The 16,771-nt window shown below is 71.3% G+C and carries 16 protein-coding genes; 12 read left to right on the forward strand and 4 right to left on the reverse strand.

The features are described from left to right. From DEJ14_RS02285 to DEJ14_RS02325, 9 genes are all read left to right on the forward strand, one after another. A complete protein-coding gene (locus DEJ14_RS02285; RefSeq protein WP_111085415.1) occupies nt 1-1,059 on the forward strand; it encodes a polyprenyl synthetase family protein in 1,059 nt (352 codons plus the stop codon). After that, complete coding sequence (locus DEJ14_RS02290) at nt 1,056-1,994, forward strand: phytoene/squalene synthase family protein (RefSeq protein ID WP_258373272.1); 939 nt, start codon at nt 1,056-1,058, stop codon at nt 1,992-1,994. Before DEJ14_RS02285 ends, DEJ14_RS02290 begins: the two co-directional genes overlap by 4 nt. Beyond that, complete coding sequence (gene crtI, locus DEJ14_RS02295) at nt 1,991-3,631, forward strand: phytoene desaturase family protein (RefSeq protein WP_243692360.1); 1,641 nt, start codon at nt 1,991-1,993, stop codon at nt 3,629-3,631. The genes DEJ14_RS02290 and crtI overlap by 4 nt, the downstream gene beginning before the upstream one ends. Then, nucleotides 3,631-3,963: a lycopene cyclase domain-containing protein gene (locus DEJ14_RS02300; RefSeq protein WP_111085416.1), complete on the forward strand. Its 333-nt coding sequence runs from the start codon at nt 3,631-3,633 to the stop codon at nt 3,961-3,963. The genes crtI and DEJ14_RS02300 overlap by 1 nt, the downstream gene beginning before the upstream one ends. Beyond that, nucleotides 3,960-4,358: a lycopene cyclase domain-containing protein gene (locus DEJ14_RS02305; protein ID WP_181437532.1), complete on the forward strand. Its 399-nt coding sequence runs from the start codon at nt 3,960-3,962 to the stop codon at nt 4,356-4,358. Before DEJ14_RS02300 ends, DEJ14_RS02305 begins: the two co-directional genes overlap by 4 nt. Next, nucleotides 4,355-5,281, forward strand: a complete 927-nt coding sequence (locus DEJ14_RS02310; RefSeq protein WP_111085418.1) for a prenyltransferase — start codon at nt 4,355-4,357, stop codon at nt 5,279-5,281. The genes DEJ14_RS02305 and DEJ14_RS02310 overlap by 4 nt, the downstream gene beginning before the upstream one ends. 238 nt (nt 5,282-5,519) lie before the next feature. Next, nucleotides 5,520-6,563 (forward strand): Gfo/Idh/MocA family protein, encoded by a 1,044-nt coding sequence (locus DEJ14_RS02315; protein ID WP_111085419.1) that lies wholly within the window; start codon nt 5,520-5,522, stop codon nt 6,561-6,563. A 157-nt stretch (nt 6,564-6,720) separates the two neighbouring features. Next, the gene (locus DEJ14_RS02320) at nt 6,721-7,236 is read left to right on the forward strand and encodes a hypothetical protein (protein ID WP_111085420.1); all 516 of its coding nucleotides are present in this window, start codon (nt 6,721-6,723) and stop codon (nt 7,234-7,236) included. Nucleotides 7,237-7,240: 4 nt separating this feature from the next. Further along, nucleotides 7,241-8,272: a YihY/virulence factor BrkB family protein gene (locus tag DEJ14_RS02325; protein ID WP_111085421.1), complete on the forward strand. Its 1,032-nt coding sequence runs from the start codon at nt 7,241-7,243 to the stop codon at nt 8,270-8,272. Between the two features lie 46 nt (nt 8,273-8,318). On the opposite strand, the gene DEJ14_RS02330 is transcribed toward DEJ14_RS02325, so the two are convergent. After that, nucleotides 8,319-9,080, reverse strand: coding sequence for a DUF3800 domain-containing protein (locus DEJ14_RS02330; protein ID WP_181437533.1), 762 nt, complete (start codon nt 9,078-9,080; stop codon nt 8,319-8,321). A 58-nt stretch (nt 9,081-9,138) separates the two neighbouring features. Between DEJ14_RS02330 and DEJ14_RS02335 the strand changes: the two genes are divergently transcribed. Both DEJ14_RS02335 and DEJ14_RS02340 read left to right on the forward strand, forming a co-directional pair. Continuing rightward, nucleotides 9,139-9,630, forward strand: a complete 492-nt coding sequence (locus tag DEJ14_RS02335; protein ID WP_111085475.1) for a DedA family protein — start codon at nt 9,139-9,141, stop codon at nt 9,628-9,630. 10 nt (nt 9,631-9,640) lie between these two features. Next, nucleotides 9,641-10,336, forward strand: a complete 696-nt coding sequence (locus DEJ14_RS02340; RefSeq protein ID WP_111085422.1) for an SDR family oxidoreductase — start codon at nt 9,641-9,643, stop codon at nt 10,334-10,336. A gap of 19 nt (nt 10,337-10,355) precedes the next feature. Here the strand turns inward: DEJ14_RS02340 and DEJ14_RS02345 are convergent, their stop codons facing one another. Beyond that, complete coding sequence (locus DEJ14_RS02345) at nt 10,356-11,927, reverse strand: ABC-F family ATP-binding cassette domain-containing protein (RefSeq protein WP_111085423.1); 1,572 nt, start codon at nt 11,925-11,927, stop codon at nt 10,356-10,358. 273 nt (nt 11,928-12,200) lie between these two features. Here DEJ14_RS02345 and DEJ14_RS02350 point away from each other — a divergent pair, with 273 nt between their 5' ends. Continuing rightward, a complete protein-coding gene (locus DEJ14_RS02350) occupies nt 12,201-12,626 on the forward strand; it encodes a DUF3151 domain-containing protein (protein ID WP_111085424.1) in 426 nt (141 codons plus the stop codon). A gap of 105 nt (nt 12,627-12,731) precedes the next feature. Here DEJ14_RS02350 and DEJ14_RS02355 read toward each other — a convergent pair whose 3' ends face one another. Together DEJ14_RS02355 and DEJ14_RS02360 are read right to left on the reverse strand one after the other, a co-directional pair. Next, nucleotides 12,732-15,770: a glycoside hydrolase family 2 TIM barrel-domain containing protein gene (locus DEJ14_RS02355; protein WP_111085476.1), complete on the reverse strand. Its 3,039-nt coding sequence runs from the start codon at nt 15,768-15,770 to the stop codon at nt 12,732-12,734. A 2-nt stretch (nt 15,771-15,772) separates the two neighbouring features. Then, nucleotides 15,773-16,708, reverse strand: a complete 936-nt coding sequence (locus DEJ14_RS02360) for a carbohydrate ABC transporter permease (RefSeq protein ID WP_111085425.1) — start codon at nt 16,706-16,708, stop codon at nt 15,773-15,775. Between the last annotated feature and the right edge of the window lie 63 nt (nt 16,709-16,771).

Consider the following 16,771-nt stretch of genomic DNA (forward strand, 5'->3'; position numbering starts at 1 on the left):
ATGAGCGAGGAAGCGGCCACCGTGGCGCACATCGACCTCGCGCTCGTCGACGACTGTCTCGAGCGCTTCTTCGTCGTGTCCTCGGCTCGTGCCGCGCGCTACGGCCGTCCGTCCGAGGAACTCTGGCGGGTGCTCCGCAAGGCGAGCCTGGGCGGCAAGCGCTTCCGGCCGCGCATGGTGTTGACCGCGTACCTCGGCCTCGGCGGGGACGACGTGCACGCTGCTGCGCACGTCGCAGCTGCCTACGAACTCCTGCACACCGCGCTGGTGGTGCACGACGACGTCATCGACCGTGACTGGGCGCGCCGCGGCCAGCCGAACGTCGCGGGCTCCTACCGCGACGCCGGCACCACCGGCGGGCTGCCGCTGCCGACCGCCGAGCACCGCGGGATGAGCGCCGCCGTGATCGCGGGCGACCTGGCGCTCTCCGGCGCACCGCGGTTCATCGAGTCCTCCGGTGTGACGGGCGAGCGTCGTGGGCGTCTGCTCGAACTGCTCGACGAAGCCGTGTTCGCCAGCGCTGCCGGTGAGATGACCGACGTCGACCTGGCCCTGGGCGTGATGCCGACGGTGGACGAGGTCCTGGCGATGGAACGGGCGAAGACGAGCGTGTACTCGTTCGAGGCGCCGCTGCAGTCCGGCGCCGTGCTCGCTGGCGCGCCCGAGACCGTCGTCACCGCGCTCGGCGCCTTCGGCCGCGAGATCGGCATCGCGTACCAGATCGTCGACGACCTGCTCGGGGTGTTCGGCGACGAGACGACCACCGGCAAGAGCGTGCTGGGGGACCTGCGCGAGGGCAAGCGGACCATGCTCATCGCGTACGCGGCGACGACGGACTGCTGGCCGGACATCGCTCCCTACCTGGGCGACCCCGACCTGACCGAGGAACGCGCGGCCGAACTCCGTGCGACCCTGGTCACCTGCGGCGCCCGTGCCGCAGCCGAGTCCCGGATCGCCGACCACGTCGCACTCGCCCGTGCCGAACTCTCCGGACTGCCGTACGACCTCGCCGACCGCCTGGAGGGCCTCGTGACCGAACTCGTGGAGCGCGCCCGGTGACGACCGAGACCACCCGGACCGGCAGCGCGCCGTCCGGTCGGCTGCCCCTGTACGACGCCACGGCCGAGGCAGCGTCGAGCGTCGTCATCGACCGCTACTCGACGTCGTTCGGCCTGGCGAGCCGGTTGCTCGCCAAGGACACCCGCGAGCACATCCGCAACGTCTACGCGCTGGTGCGCGTCGCCGACGAGGTCGTCGACGGTCCCGCGACCGAGGCGGGGCTCGACCCCGACCTGGCACGGACGGTCCTCGACGAGCTCGAGGCCGACACAGAGCGCGCAATCGCCCTCGGCTTCTCGGTGAACCCCGTCGTGCACGCGTTCGCCCGGAGTGCACGGGTCACGGGCTTCGGCGCGGAGCTCACCAAGCCGTTCTTCGCGTCGATGCGGATGGACCTGGAGCGCACCGAGCACGACGACGCCTCGTTCGCGGCGTACGTGTACGGCTCGGCCGAGGTCGTGGGGCTGATGTGCCTGCGTGCGTTCGTCCACCGCGCCGGCCGCCCGACCTTCGACCAGGCGGAGCTCATCGCGGGGGCCCGTGCGCTCGGCGCAGCGTTCCAGAAGGTGAACTTCCTGCGCGACCTGCACGCCGACTTCGAGGTGCTCGGCCGCTCGTACTTCCCGGGGGTCGACATCCGCTCGTTCGACGAGGCCACGAAGGAGCGCCTGGTCGCCGACGTGCAGGCTGACCTCGACCACGCGGCCCGCACCATCCGGCTGCTGCCGGCAGACGCCCGGAACGCCGTCGGGCTCGCACACGCCCTGTTCCAGGAACTCAACGACCGCATCGCCCGCACGCCGGCGACGCGCCTGGTGACGACGCGCGTGCGCGTCCCGAACCCGGTGAAGGCACGCCTGGCCGCACAGGTGCTCGCCGGACGTGCCCCCGTGCGGTCGAAGGTGGCCACCCGTCGGCCAGGAGGCACGTCATGACCCCGCCCCGCGCCTCCCGTCCGACGGCCGTCGCGGCCACCACCCGGCGCAAGGTGCCCGCTCGACGTGCCGTCGTGATCGGCGGGGGCATCAGCGGACTGGCGTCCGCAGCGCTGCTCGCGCGGGACGGCTTCGCCGTGACCGTGCTCGAGCAGCGGTCGCAGCTCGGTGGCCGTGCCGGTTCGTGGGAGCGCGACGGCTTCCGGTTCGACACCGGGCCGTCGTGGTACCTCATGCCCGAGGTGTTCGACCACTTCTTCCAGCTGCTCGGCACCTCGGCCGACGCCGAACTCGACCTCGTGAAGCTCGACCCCGGGTACCGCGTCTACAGCGAGGGCAACGACGAGCCGATCGACCTGCGCGCCGACGCCGAGGCGAACATCGCGCTGTTCGAGTCCGTCGAGCCCGGAGCCGGCAAGCGGATCCGGAAGTACCTCGCCTCGGCCGAGGACACCTACGCGATGGCGATCCGCCGGTTCCTGTACACGACGTTCCAGGACCTCACGAAGCTCGCCGCCCCCGACGTGCTCCGTCGACTGCCGAAGCTCGCCCGGCTCCTGCTGCAGCCGCTGTCGTCTCGTGCCGCCTCGGCGGTCAAGGACCGGCGGCTCTGGCAGATCCTGGGCTACCCGGCGGTGTTCCTGGGCACGAGCCCGTACGCCGCGCCGAGCATGTACCACCTGATGAGCCACCTCGACCTCGCCGACGGGGTGCTCTACCCGAAGGGCGGCATCACCGAGGTGATCGCCGCGGTCGAGCGCGTTGCCCGTGCCGAGGGCGCGAAGATCATCGCCGGCGCGAAGGTCGAACGGATCGTCGTCGAGGACGGCGTCGCGACCGGGGTCGTGCACCGCGACCGCGACGGTGTGCAGCACACCGCCCCGGCCGACCTGGTCGTGAGCGCCGCCGACCTGCAGCACACCGAGATGCAGCTGCTCGACCGCGAGCACCGCACCCACGGCGCCGAGCACTGGAAGACCCGCGACCCTGGGCCGAGCGCCGTGCTCGTCTACCTCGGCATCGACGGACCGACGCCCGGCCTGCTGCACCACACCCTCGTCTTCACCGAGGACTGGAAGGCGAACTTCGGCGCGATCTTCGGCAAGGACCGGCACGTCCCCGACCCCGCGTCGATCTACGTCTGCGCGCCGTCCGAGACCGACCCGTCCGTCGCGCCCCGCGGCTCGAGCAACCTGTTCATCCTGGTGCCGCTGCCCGCCGACCTGTCCATCGGCAAGGGCGGGATCGACGGTGCCGGCGACTACGAGGTCGAGCAGATCGCCGACCGCGCCATCGACGTCGTCGCCGAGCGTTCGGGCGTCCCCGACCTGCGGGACCGCATCCGGGTGCGCCGGACGATCGGCCCGCGCGACTTCGCCGACGACCTCAACGCGTGGAACGGTTCGATGCTCGGCCCCGCGCACACGCTCAAGCAGAGTGCGTTCTTCCGCGAGAAGAACGCGTCGGCCAAGGTCGAGGGGCTGTACTACGCCGGGGCGTCCACGATCCCGGGCATCGGTCTGCCGATGTGCCTGATCAGCGCCGAGGTCCTGCTCAAGCGGATCCACGGCGACACGAGCACCGAGCCGCTGCCGACGCCGCTCGGCACCCCGCGGAACCAGGCCGGCACCGTCTGATGCCGGGGCTGTACCTCGCCGGCCTGGTCGTGTCGTTGATCGGCATGACCGTGCTCGACGCCCGCTTCCGGCTGTTCTTCTGGCGAGCACCGTGGCGTGCGGCTGCGGTGATGGTCGTCGGTGTCGCGTTCTTCATGGTGTGGGACGTCGCCGGGGTCGCGTACGGCATCTTCTTCATCGGCCCGCAGCACCTGCTGACCGGGGTGCTCCTGGCGCCCGAAGTGCCACTCGAGGAGCTCTTCTTCCTGCTGCTGCTCTGCTACTCGACGATGGACCTGGTCGGCTTCGTCCGGCCCGTCGTGCAGCGGTCGCTCGGACGGCGGCGCCCGTGACCGGCTCCGGTGCCTACGCCCTCCTGGCCCTGCCGTTCTTCGCCGTCGTGGCGGTGGTGGCGGTCGTCGCCGGCATCGTGGCCGCGCGCCGTGCACGAGCGGCGGGACGCGCACCGGGGCCCGGCCGCCGGGTCGCGGTGCTCACATCGGTGATCGCGGGCATCGCACTGCTCGTGATGACGATCGTGTTCGACAACGTCATCGTGACCCTGCGCATCGTCGCCTACGACCCCTCCCTCATCAGCGGTGCGAAGATCGGGGCGATCCCGGTCGAGGACCTCGCGTACGCGATGGCGGCGATCGTGCTGCTGCCGAGCCTGTGGGTCCTGTTCGACCGGACGGGCCCGCGCCCCGCGCCCGACCCGACCACCGCACCACCGGAGGACACGAAGTGAACGCCAGCACCGCCTCCAGGCCGTCGACCCTGCGAGCACTGTTCGTCTCGTCGCGCCCGATCAGCTGGGTGAACACCGCCTACCCGTTCGGTGCCGCGTACCTGCTCGGCAGCGGGGTCGGCGTCGAGGGCGGCGGCGGGTTCTCGCTCGTCGCGTTCCTGGTCGGCGTCGTGTACTTCCTGGTGCCCTACAACCTGGCGATGTACGGCATCAACGACGTCTTCGACTACGAGTCCGACCTGCGCAACCCGCGCAAGGGCGGCGTCGAGGGGGCACTGCTCGACAAGAGCGTCCACCGCACCACGCTCTGGGCCGTCGTCATCACGAACGTGCCGTTCCTGGTCGCGCTCGTCGTCCTCGGGGCGGTGAGCGGGAACGGGCCGTGGTCGTGGCTCGTCCTCGCGATCAGCGTGTTCGCCGTCATCGCGTACTCGGCGCCGGGGCTGCGGTTCAAGGAGAAGCCGTTCCTCGACTCCCTGACCTCGTCGACGCACTTCGTCTCGCCCGCGATCTACGGTCTCGCGCTCGCCGGACCGCACTGGACCGGGCAGCTCGTCGCCGTCTGCGTCGCGTTCTTCCTGTGGGGTGTGGCCTCGCACGCGTTCGGCGCCGTGCAGGACGTCCTCGCCGACCGGGCCGGCGGCATCGGCTCCGTCGCGACCGTCATCGGTGCGCGGGCGACCGTGCGCCTCGCGTTCGTCGCGTACCTGGTCGCCGGCGTCGCGCTGCTGTTCTCGGCGTTCCCCGGGCCGATCGCCGCCGTCGTCGTGATCCCGTACGCGCTCAACGTGCTGCCGTGGTGGAACATCACGGACCAGGGGGCCGAGGCTGCGAACGCCGGGTGGAAGCGGTTCCTCTGGATCAACTACCTGGCGGGGTTCATCGTGACGATGGCGCTCATCGCCTACGCCTTCACGCACTGAACGCGCTGCCCGCTCCAGCGTCCCGTCGAGCTCCGGCGTCCCGCCGAGGTTCCGAAATCTCGGCATCTCGACGTCGCCCGGCGCGCTCCGTGGAACCTCGGCGCCGCGCACACGGCATGTCGTGGAACCTCGACGCCCGCCGCGCGCAGGACCGACAGCGCCCGCCGCGCGCAGCACTGACAGACTGGACGGACGCGTCACGGGAGTCGTGACGCGGCAGCCACGAAGGAGTGCACGCATGACGGTCCGGATCATCCACGTCGGTCTCGGAGGGTGGGGCGGCAACTGGGCCCGCACCGCCATCCCAGAGGTCTCCGAAGTGGAGGTGGTCGGGATCGTCGACCCGGTGCCGGCGACGCTGACCGCCGTGCAGCAGGACCTCGGGCTGCCCGCGTCCGCCGCGTTCGCGTCACTCACCGAGGCGCTCGCCGGGGTCGAGGCCGACGCCGTCGTCATCACCGCCCCCGCCGTGACGCACGTGCCGCTCGCGCTCGAGGCCCTGGACGCCGGCAAGCACGTCCTGGTCGAGAAGCCGTTCGCCAACACCACGGACGAAGCCGTCACCGCCGTGCGCCGTGCCGAGGAGCTCGGCCTCGTGCTGCAGGTCAGCCAGAACTACCGCTGGTACCCGGCGCCGCGTGCCGTGCAGGACCTGCTCGCTGCGAACACCGTGGGCGAACTCTCCGCGATCAACGTCGACTTCCGGCAGTGGGACAACGACCTGGCGTTCGAGGAACACCCGCACTACAAGTTCCCGCACGCCATGATCAACGACATGGCCATCCACCACTTCGACCTGCTCCGGATGGTCACCGGACAAGAGGCCGTCCGGGTCTTCGCCAAGGCGACCTTCCCGTCGTACAGCAAGTACCAGGACGAAGCCATCGCCTCGATGCTCATCGAGCTCGACGGTGGGCTGGTCGTGAGCTACCGCGGCAGCTGGCTGAGCCGCGGCCCCCGCACGGCGTGGGCCGGCGAGTGGAGCATCCAGGGCGAGGACGGTGAACTCTGGTTCACCAGCCGCGACGGAGCACCGAACGCGGTCGACGGCGACGTGGTCACCCTCCGCCGCACGCAGGACGACGAGGCCGAGCCCGTCGAGCTGCCCGTGCTCGAGCACACCGACCGCCAGGGTGGGCTGCAGGCCTTCGCCCGTTCGGTCGAGGGCGGTCCGGCACCGGCGACGAGCGGCCGCGACAACCTGCGCAGCCTCGCACTCATGGAGGCAGCTGGTCGTTCGGCTGCCAGCGGCCAGCCCGAGGACGTCGTCGTCCCGTCCTGAACGCCGTGACCGACGGACGGGAGGCCCGTGGCGGGCCCGCCAAGGGCCTCCCGTCCGCCGTGGGGCCGCGCCCACTGCCGCGGGAGCGACACCGACCGGGTGGCCGCACCGCGGCCATCTGGGCGCGCCCCCGGCCCAGCCGTGTAGAAACTGGGGAATGGCCAAGGACAGTCTCCCCGAGCTCGAACTCGCGAACGTCCGCACGCGCGAGCGCATGACCGACACCGTCACCGAGCTCAAGCGCCGTGCGAACCTCCCGGCGCGGGCACGGCTCGCAGCCGCGAAGACCCGACAGCGCTGGCACCGTGACCCGACCCCGCTCGTGGCGATGGGCATCACCGGACTCACCGGGATCGCGGCGATCATCACCGGCATCGCGATCCGCAACCGCCCCGCAGGCCACCTGGCGACGCCACCGGTGAGTTCGGCGTTCACCGCATTGCTGCCCTTCGGCGGGCGCGGCGACGGCCCCTCGGCGAAGGAGCAGGCGCAGTCCGGCCGCAAGGGGCGCAAGGCCCGGGCGAAGGCGGCCGAGCAGGCACTGGACCGTGACCCGGCGCACAAGGCCCGCGTGAAGCAGCAGACCGGCATCGCCGCGGTGCAGCGACGGGCGGACAAGAACCGCAAGGCCGCCGTGAAGCGGTCGAAGCAGGCCCTGAAGGCGCGGGGGTAGTCCGATGGCGCAGGAACAGCAGAAGCCGGATCCGGACGACTCCCGGAAGCCGGACAACCCCACCGACCTCACGAAGCCGACGCTCGTCTACACGCTGAAGAAGACGTTGCGCGAGTTCTCGAGCGACCAGTGCACCGACCTCGCAGCGGGCCTGACGTACTACACGGTCCTCGCGCTCTTCCCCGGACTGCTCGCGATCGTCTCGATCCTCGGTCTCGTGTCGAACCCGTCGGACACCATCACGTCGCTGCTGGATGTCGTCCGCAACGTCGGCGGCGGCCAGGTCGCGGACCTGCTCCAGGACCCGATCGAGGGACTCGTCCGCTCGCCCGCCGCCCCGGTCACGTTCATCGTCGGTCTTGTCGGTGCCCTCTGGTCGGCCTCCGGTTACGTCGGCGCGTTCGGCCGGGCGATGAACCGAATCTACAACGTCCGCGAGGGGCGTCCGATCTGGAAGCTCCGCCCGACGATGCTCGGCGTGACGCTCGCGACCGTCATCCTGCTCGTCCTCGGACTGCTGACGCTCGTCTCCGGTCCGCTCGCCCGCAGCTTCGGTGACGTCATCGGCCTCGGGGACGTCGCTGCGACGGTGCTCCTCATCGTGCAGTGGCCGATCCTGCTGATCATCGCGATCGTCGTGGTCGCGGTGCTCTACTACTGGTCGCCGAACGTCAAGCAGCCGAAGTTCACCTGGGTCAGCGGCGGGTCGATCCTGGCGCTCCTCATCTGGATCGTCGCGAGCGTCGGCTTCGGCTTCTACGTCGGGAACTTCTCGAACTACAACGCCACCTACGGCTCCCTCGGTGGGGTCATCGTCTTCCTGCTATGGATCTGGATCACGAACAACGCGCTGCTCTTCGGTGCCGAGTTCGACGCCGAGATCGAGCGCGGCCGCGAGCTGCAGGCGGGCATCCGGGCAGAGGAGGACATCCAGCTCCCCGAGCGCGACACCCGCCAGATCGAGAAGCAGGACGAGAAGCGCGCGCAGGACGTCCTCGAGGGGATCAGGATCCGGCAGGGCGCCGACGGCGACTGACCGAATCCGGTAAACTGGTACAGCGGACCCGCCCCACTCTCGTGGATCAGGCGGGTCTAGCTGTTTCTTCGGGCACTTGCAACGGCGCACCGTTCCGGTCCAGGGGCCGCAGGTGCTGGTCGTACCAATCCCATCCGAACGCGTTGCGTGGGTGCCGATTGAGGTGGATGTTCACCGTGTACGCCACGAGGTCGGCGATCTGCGCCCACTGCGACCGACGGCTGTCATGTGCCACCGGGTCCTCGAGCACTCGGCGCGTCGCCAGCGGAAGGGCACGATGCGCCGATCGGTAGTTCTCGTCGTCACCGTCCATCGTGATGATCCCGAAGGCGTCCTCGGCGGCCAGCTCGCGATCGATCATCGCCACGAGATCGGCGTACGTCTCGTACTTCGCGGCACCCCACGCCTTCCCGCCCTCTGGCACCCACCGGAAGACCGACCCCACGCGGACACCGGGAAGGAGCGCGAGGGTGCGCAGGCATCGTTCGCCGACTTCACGCCCGAGGTCCTTCCACAGGACGACCATCGTTCCGTCTGCGCTCTTCGCAACGTGTCGCGCCGGCGGGTGGTCTGCCACCTTGCCGCGGCCCTGGGTGTAGTGCGTGCAGTGCAGTTCCCGCGACACCGGTATCCCGAAGTCCCGTGCCAGTTCCTTCCGCAGGTCGAGCCAGGTGCGGAGGGCGGGCGCCCACGACGTCGGCGACACCTCGACCCACGCGTACACGATCAGCCCGCCGTGCTCGGCGCTCCCCGAGTCATCGACGTAGAAGAGGCGCATGCGCTCGGCGGAGGCTGAGTGACGTTCCATGTACCAGATACTGACGTACTCCCGGCGTCCGTGGGGCTCGGCGCGCTACGGTGCGACCGTGCCCGACTTCCTCGACGGGCTGCCGTTCTGGCAGCTCGTCCTCGCGCTCTTCGTGATCGTGTTCTGCCGCGCGCAGGCCACGTACTGGGTCGCGCGACTCGCGGTGACAGGTGCGTCCCGCTCCCGCTGGGGCGGCTGGCTGCACTCGCCTGCGATCCGCCGCGGTTCCGCCCTCCTCGAACGCTGGGGCCTGCCGGTGGTGACGGTGAGCTTCGTGGTGGTCGGGCTGCAGACGGTGATGAACGCGGCCGCGGGGCTCGCCCGAGTGGCGTGGTGGCGGTACACGATCGCGATGGTGCCGGGGTGCGTCGCGTGGGCCTTCCTCTACGCCACGGTCGGGCTCGCGGTGTTCTGGGCGGTCGTCGCCGCGCTGGCGGGCTCGCCGTGGGGCATCGCAGCGGTGGCCGTCCTGGTGGTCGCGGCAGTCGTCGGAGTGACGGTTCTCCACAGATCCCGGAACCGGACGGGAGGCCCGGCCCGGCTTCCGTAGGCTGGCCCACGTGACGACAGAACAGCTCCAGAACCGTCCGGTCGCCCTGGTGACCGGTGCCACCCGCGGCATCGGCCGCGCGATCGCGACCGACCTCGGTCGCACCCACCACCTGTTCGTCGGCGGACGGAACGCCGACGCGGTGCACGCCCTCGTCGCCGAGCTTCCGAGTGCTGCGCCGTTCGTCGGCGACCTCGGCGCGGGGGACCTGCCGGCGCTGCCCGACCGGCTCGACGTGCTCGTGCACTCCGCCGGCGTCGAGCAGGGCACGACCATCGCCGACACCCCGCGCGCCGTGTGGGAGCAGGTCTTCGCCACGAACCTGTTCGCGGTCGCCGAGCTCACCCGGGTGGCGCTCCCGGCACTCCGGGCGGCACGGGGCATCGTCGTGCCGATCAACAGCGGCTCGGGGTTCCACTCCGGCCCCGGCGGTGGCGTGTACGCGGCGTCGAAGTTCGCGCTGCGGGCCTTCGCCGATGCCCTGCGCGAAGAGGAACGGGCGAACGGCGTCCGGGTCTCGAGCGTGCACCCGGGCCGGACGGATTCGGACATGCAGCGTGCCCTGACCGACAAGCTCGGAGAGGACTACGACACCGCGTACTACCTGGCGCCGGAGGACGTGGCCGCCGCCGTCCGGACGGTCGTCGACCTGCCGGAGCGCGGCACCGTCGAGTCGCTCGCGATCCGACCGACCCGACGGCGCTGACGGCGCTGCGGGTGCTTCCTCACCGCAGCTCGATGCGCGCGTCGAGTTCGAGCCTGTCGAGGAACGTCTCGTCGTGGCTGACCACGACGAGGGCGCCGCGGTAGGCCCGCAGTGCGTCGACGAGCTGGTCGACACTCGTCAGGTCGAGGTCGTTCGTCGGCTCGTCGAGCACCAGCAGCTGCGGCGGCGGGTCGGCCAGCACCAGGCTCGCCAACGCCACCCGGAAGCGCTCCCCGCCGGACAGCGCCCCGGCGAGCCGGTCGACGGTGTCGCCGCGCACGAGGAACTTCGCGAGGCGGTTCCGGACCTCGGCGACGGGGACGTGCGGAGCGTCCCGGCGCACGTTGTCGAGCACCGTGGCGGTGTCGTCGAGGGTGTCCTTCCGCTGCGGCAGGTACGCGATCCGCTCGACGTGGGCGACGGCGCCGGTGTCGGGCAGCGGGTGCTCCCGGGCATCCGGCGCCCCGACGAGCTGTTCGAGCAGGGTCGACTTGCCGACGCCGTTGTCCCCGGTGACCGCGATCCGCTCCGGCCCCTGCACGATCACGTTCCGCCCGCGCACCGTGACGGTCGCGATCTGTCGTGACGCCGGCACGTCCGGGTCGGGCAGGGTCACGTGGATGGACTCGTCGTCGCGCAGCCGGAGTTCGGCCTCGCGCTTGGTGGCGAGTGCGGCGGCCTCGTCGTCCGCGTACCCGACGCGCAGCCGACCGGCGGTCTCCTGTGCCTTCTTCCGCTGCTCGTTCGCCAGGATCTTCGGCATCGAGCGGCCCGCCTTCTCGCCGGCCTTGGCGCGCCGGGCGATCTTCGTCTCGGCCTCGATGCGCTGCCGCTTCTCGGTGCGGTGTCGCTGTTCGGCGACCCGGACCTCGCGTTCGACGGCCGCTTGCTGCACGGCCAGGTGCTCCTCGAACGCGCTGAACGTCCCGCCGAACACGGTCATCGCGCTGGCGCGGAGCTCGCACGTCTCGTCGACGTGCTCGAGGAGTTCCCGGTCGTGACTGACCACCACGAGGGTGCCGCGCCAGTCGTCGACCAGGTCGAGCAGGAGCCCCCGTGCCCGACGGTCGAGGTTGTTCGTCGGTTCGTCCAGGAACGCGATCGGACGGCCGCGCAACCGCACCCCGGCGACGGCGACGAGCACGGACTGGCCGCCCGACAGCGTCGACACCGGGCGTTCCAGATCGGCGCCGTCGAGTCCGACACTCGCGATCTCCGCGGCGGCCCGTTCCTCGAGGTCCCAGTCGTCGCCGACCGCCTCGAAGTGCTCGGGCGACGCGTCACCGGACAGCACGGCCCGGAGCGCGGTGAGCGTCGACCGGATGCCGAGCAGGTCGGCGACGGCGTCGTCGGTCCCGGTTGCCAGGCGTTGCGGCAGGTGGTCGACGGGGCCGGACGTGGAGATGGTGCCCGACGTGGGGTGGAGCCGGCCGGTGGCGAGCCGGACCAGCGTTGACTTGCCGGCCCCGTTCCTCCCGACCAGGCCGGTCCGGCCACGCCCGAAGGCGGCGGTGAGGTGGTCGAGCGCGACGGTGCCGTCGGGCCAGGCGAAGGTGACGTCGTGCAGGACGACGGATGGACTGCTGGGCATGGGGATGCCTCCCGGTGTCGATGCTGGGCGCACGACACCGAACCCACCGCTTCAGCGGTGGAGCGCCCGACGGGGCGCGCGATCACGGTGTCAGCGCGTGGGCTGAGCAGAACCGGTGATCGACAGCAATCCGTCTTCTTCCGTCGGGGACCCCCGTGTCCGCCATCCGTGCCGCCGGTCGGTCTCCCGCCCCGGGGGCCTCGTGATGACGACGAGGTGCCTCCCACGGTAATCCCGGCCACGGGGACGCGCAAGGGATGACAGGCTGGGGGCATGCCGGAGAACCTCTTGCCGAACCCCTCGACGAACCCCGAGACCCTGCTCCCCGCCGAACCCGAGGTGACCGCGGCGCTCGCCGCCGACACCCCCGTCGCCAGCGTGGTGGTCTCGCACCCGTCGTCGAGCCTGGCGTGGGCCCTGCTCGCCGACGAGGCCTGGGAGCGCGGCGCGAGCCTGGAGTCCTACGCCTACGCCCGCGTCGGGTACCACCGCGGGCTCGACGCCCTGCGGAAGGCAGGGTGGCGCGGTGCCGGTCCGGTGCCGTGGTCGCACGAGCCGAACCGCGGGGTGCTCCGCGCCCTGTTCGCCCTGCGCCGTGCGGCCGAGGCGATCGACGAACCCGGCGAGCCCGAGCGCCTGACCGACTTCCTGAACGCGAGCGACCCCGAGGCCCTGCGCGCGCTGTCCGCCGGCGCGTAGCGCGGCGCGCGGCCGACGACTCGCGCCCCGTGGCGGTCATCGCGCCCCGAAGAGACGGGGCGCGACGACGCCAGCGGGGCGCGGACGAGCCGGACGCAGACCCGCCTACGCCAGCAACACGCTCCAACTGAACGCCTGCGGCCAGAGCTGGTGCTCCGGCAGCACGTCGAGGCCGCACGCCCGGCTGCCGAGCCCGTGCTGTGCCGCGTCGAGGTACAGGTACAGGTGGTCCGAGGTCGGCAGTTCGTACGGGTGCTCGGCGCGGTCGATCTGCTGTGCGGTCCACGGCGACAGGGTGAAGCCCGCACGGTGCGACCCCACGGTCGACACCGTGAACGGCCCGACCGACAACGAGCGCAGGTCGGGCCGGTGCCCGGTCTCCTGCGGCCTGGAGTACTCCACCCCGAGCGACCGCACCGGGGCGGTGAACCGACCGACCCTGGCAGCGTGCGACGAGTCGGCGTACGACTCGAGCGGTCCGGTGCCGAACCACGTGGCCGTCTCGTCGGCCAACCCGGCCGGCAGGTCGAACCGCACCCCGATCCGCGGCCAGGTGACGTCCCACGCCCCGAACGGCACCGCGTCGGTCTGCAGCACCAGCCCGTCGGACGTCAGGGTCCAGCGGTGCGTGACCTCGAGGCCCCACCCGCTGTTCGCCGCCGCCACCCGCACCCGCTGTTCCAGGCCGGAGTCGGTCCGTGCCACCGACACCAGGCGGTGGGTCAGCCGGTCCAGTCCGCGGTCTCGCCAGCGCGAGGCCGACGGGGGAGCATCGGGGTCACCGACACCGTGTGTCAGCACCGGGTCCGCCGTCTCGTAGCCGCCCTGCGACGCCAGTCGGTCGTTGTCGGTCGGGGCGCGCCAGAGCTCGAGACGGGGCCCTGCGACCTCGTGTCCCTTCCAGGACACCAGGTCGCCGCGGTCCGAGAACGTCCCGTCGCCGAGACGGTCGCCGTCCCACCCGTGCCGGGAGGCCCGTGGTGCGTCCGCCACACGGCTCGCGACGAGCCGCTGGGTGCGTGCGACGACGTGGCCGGTGTCCGCCCACGCGGTCGGGCCCGCCAGTTCGGCGGTCAGGTCGAGCCAGAGTTCGTCGCCGGGTGCGAGTTCGGCGGTGGCCGCGTCGATGACCTCGGACGGCACCGGGACGGTCGCCGACTCGCGGGCGGCCACCACACCGGCGGCGAACCGGCCGGAGGCCTCGACGACGCCGTTCCGCGACAGGGTCCAGCAGAACCGCAGCCCGGCGGTCGAGGCCGAGTGGTACCGGTTCTCGACCAGGATCGTGGTGTCCGACACCGCCAGGCGGATCGGGGCGACGACGGCCGCGAACTCGGCGAGCCCCGGCGTCGGGGAGTCGTCGGGCAGGACCAGGCCGTCCATCACGAAGTTGCCGTCGTGCACGACCTCGTGGAAGTCGCCGCCGTAGGCGTAGTAGTCCTCGCCGGACGCCGTCTGCGCCAGGAGCCCGTGGTCACGCCACTCCCACACGAACCCACCGTGCAGGCGCGGGTAGCGGTCCACCAGGGCCTCGTACTCGGCGATCTGGCCGGGGCCGTTGCCCATGGCGTGCACGTACTCGCAGTGGATGAACGGCTTCGAGCGCTGCCGTGCCGCCTCGGCGGGGCCGCAGCCGAGCAGGGGCGTCGGGGTGCCGCCACCGATGGACTCGGTCTCCTGCAGCGACGGGTACATCCGCGAGTACACGTCGGTGTACTCGCCCGTGTAGTCGCCCTCGTAGTGCACGGGCCGCTCGGCGTCGCGGTCGTGCACCCACTGCGACATCGCCGCCAGGTTCCGGCCGGTGCCGGACTCGTTGCCGAGCGACCACATCACGATGGACGGGTGGTTCTTGTCCCGCTCGACGGTCCGTGCGACGCGGTCGAGGTAGGCGTCCGCCCAGGCCGGGTCGTCGGAGGGGTTGCCGACCCAGCCGGTGAAGATGAACCCGTGGGTCTCGAGGTCGGTCTCGAGGATCACCCAGAAGCCGAGCTCGTCGGCCAGGTCGAGCACGCGGGGGTGCGGCGGGTAGTGCGAGGTGCGGATCGCGTTGACGTTGTTGCGCTTCATGAGCGCCATGTCCGCGCGGGCGTGCTCCTCGTCGAAGACGCGGCCGCGTACGGGGTGGGTCTCGTGCCGGTTCACGCCGTGGAACACCACGCGCTCGCCGTTCACCAGGAACCGGTCGCCCTCGATCGACACGGTGCGGAAGCCGAGCCGCAACGAAACGGTCTCGCCACCGGCGGTACCGCCGGCATCGGTGCTGGTCGACACCGTCGCGTCGTACAGCTTCGGCAGCTCCGCGCTCCACGGCTCGACGCCCTCGACCGCGATCGGGGTGACGTCGTCCGCCGTCGCCCAGGTCACGTCGACACCCAGGTCGGGCACCGCGAACCGCACCGGGAACACGGCGTCGAGCGTCGGGAACGTGATCGTCCCGCTGCCGGTCGCCGGCCGTCCGGACGCCGCGGTCCCGGCCGTCGCAGCGGTGCCCAGGGTGGGAGCCCACGACGCCTGGACGAACACGTCGTCGATCGGTGCCGTGGGACGGGCGAGCAGCGTGACGTCGCGGAAGATGCCCGGCAGCCACCACTGGTCCTGGTCCTCCAGGTACGAGGCCGCCGACCACTGGTGCACCCGGACGGCCAGGTCGTTCGACCCCGGTCGCAGCAGCTCGGTGACGTCGAACTCGGTCGCCAGGCGGGACCCGGTCGACCAGCCCACGAGCGTGCCGTTCAGCCAGACCCGGAAGTGCGACTCGACCCCGTCGAAGCGCAGCAGCACACGGCCGGCCGCCGCGAACGACGCCGGCAGCTCGAACGAGCGGCGGTGGTCACCGGTGGGGTTCTCGTCCGGCGGGTGCGGCGGGTCGATCGGGAACGGGTACTGCAGGTTCGTGTAGCTCGGCGACCCGTGGCCGTGCAGCACCCAGTGCGACGGCACCGGCAGCTCGCCCCAGGCGGGGTCGTCGTCCACGACGTCGTCAGTGGCGAACGCGTCGGACACCGACGCTACCGGCGACCACCGGAAGCGCCAGTCGCCGTTCAGCGACAGCGAGGGTGCGTCGGTGTGGAGCGCGGCCCGTGGCGGGAGCCGTGATGCCGAACCCGGCGAGGTCGAGTGGAGGTCGTCGAGTGCGGAGATGGTCAACCCTTGACCGATCCTTCCGTGAGGCCCCCGCGCCAGAAGCGCTGCAGGACGATGATGGCGATGACGAGCGGGATGACCGAGACGAGCACCCCGCCGGTGGTGAGCTGGTAGAACTCCGGCAGGCGGTCGACCTGCGAGCGCCAGTTGTTCAACCCCAGTGTGATCGGGTACAGCTTCTGGTCTGCCAGCATGATGAGCGGCAGGAAGAAGTTGTTCCAGATGCCGACGACCTGGAAGAGGAACACGGTCACCAGAGCCGGGGTCATCTGGCGGAGCACGACGGTGTGGAAGATCCGGAGCTCGCTGGCGCCGTCGATGCGTGCCTGCTCGAGGAGCGTGGTGTCCACCGACGCAGCGGCGTACACGCGGCACAGGAACAAGCCGAACGGGGAGACGAGGCTCGGGATGAGCACGCTCCAGTAGGTGTCGGTCAGGCCCAGCGTCGAGAACAGCAGGAACAGCGGCAGCGCCGTCGCGGTCCCCGGCACGAGCACGCCGCCGAGGATCGTGCCGAACACGAACTGCCGACCCTTGAAGTCGTACTTCGCCAGGGCATACCCGCCGGCCGCGGCGAAGTAGGTCGCCAGGACCGCACCGACGCCGGAGTACAGGATGCTGTTCGCGATCCAGCGGACGAAGATGCCGCCGTCGTAGGTGAACACCTGCTGCAGGTTGCTCCACAGCGCGAACTCGCCGCCGAACCAGAACCCGTTCGTCGAGAACAGCGCGCCGGTGGTCTTCGTCGCGGCGATGACGACCCAGTACAGCGGGACGAGGAAGTACAGCGCGACGATGACGAGGATGCCCGTCACCACGATCTGCGAGCGCGGGGACCGGTCGAGCTTGCGGCGCTGGTGCGCCGAGATCGACGTGGTGTCCACGGGGACGGCGGTCTTCGCCGTGGCCGGCGCTTCGATGGCTTCGCTGGTCATGCGTCCGCCCCCTTCGTTCCGTTCTGCAGACCGGACCTGGCCTGGAGGCCCGGTGCGGCTTGG

The organism is Curtobacterium sp. MCJR17_020 (assembly GCF_003234365.2).
GTDB lineage: Bacteria > Actinomycetota > Actinomycetes > Actinomycetales > Microbacteriaceae > Curtobacterium.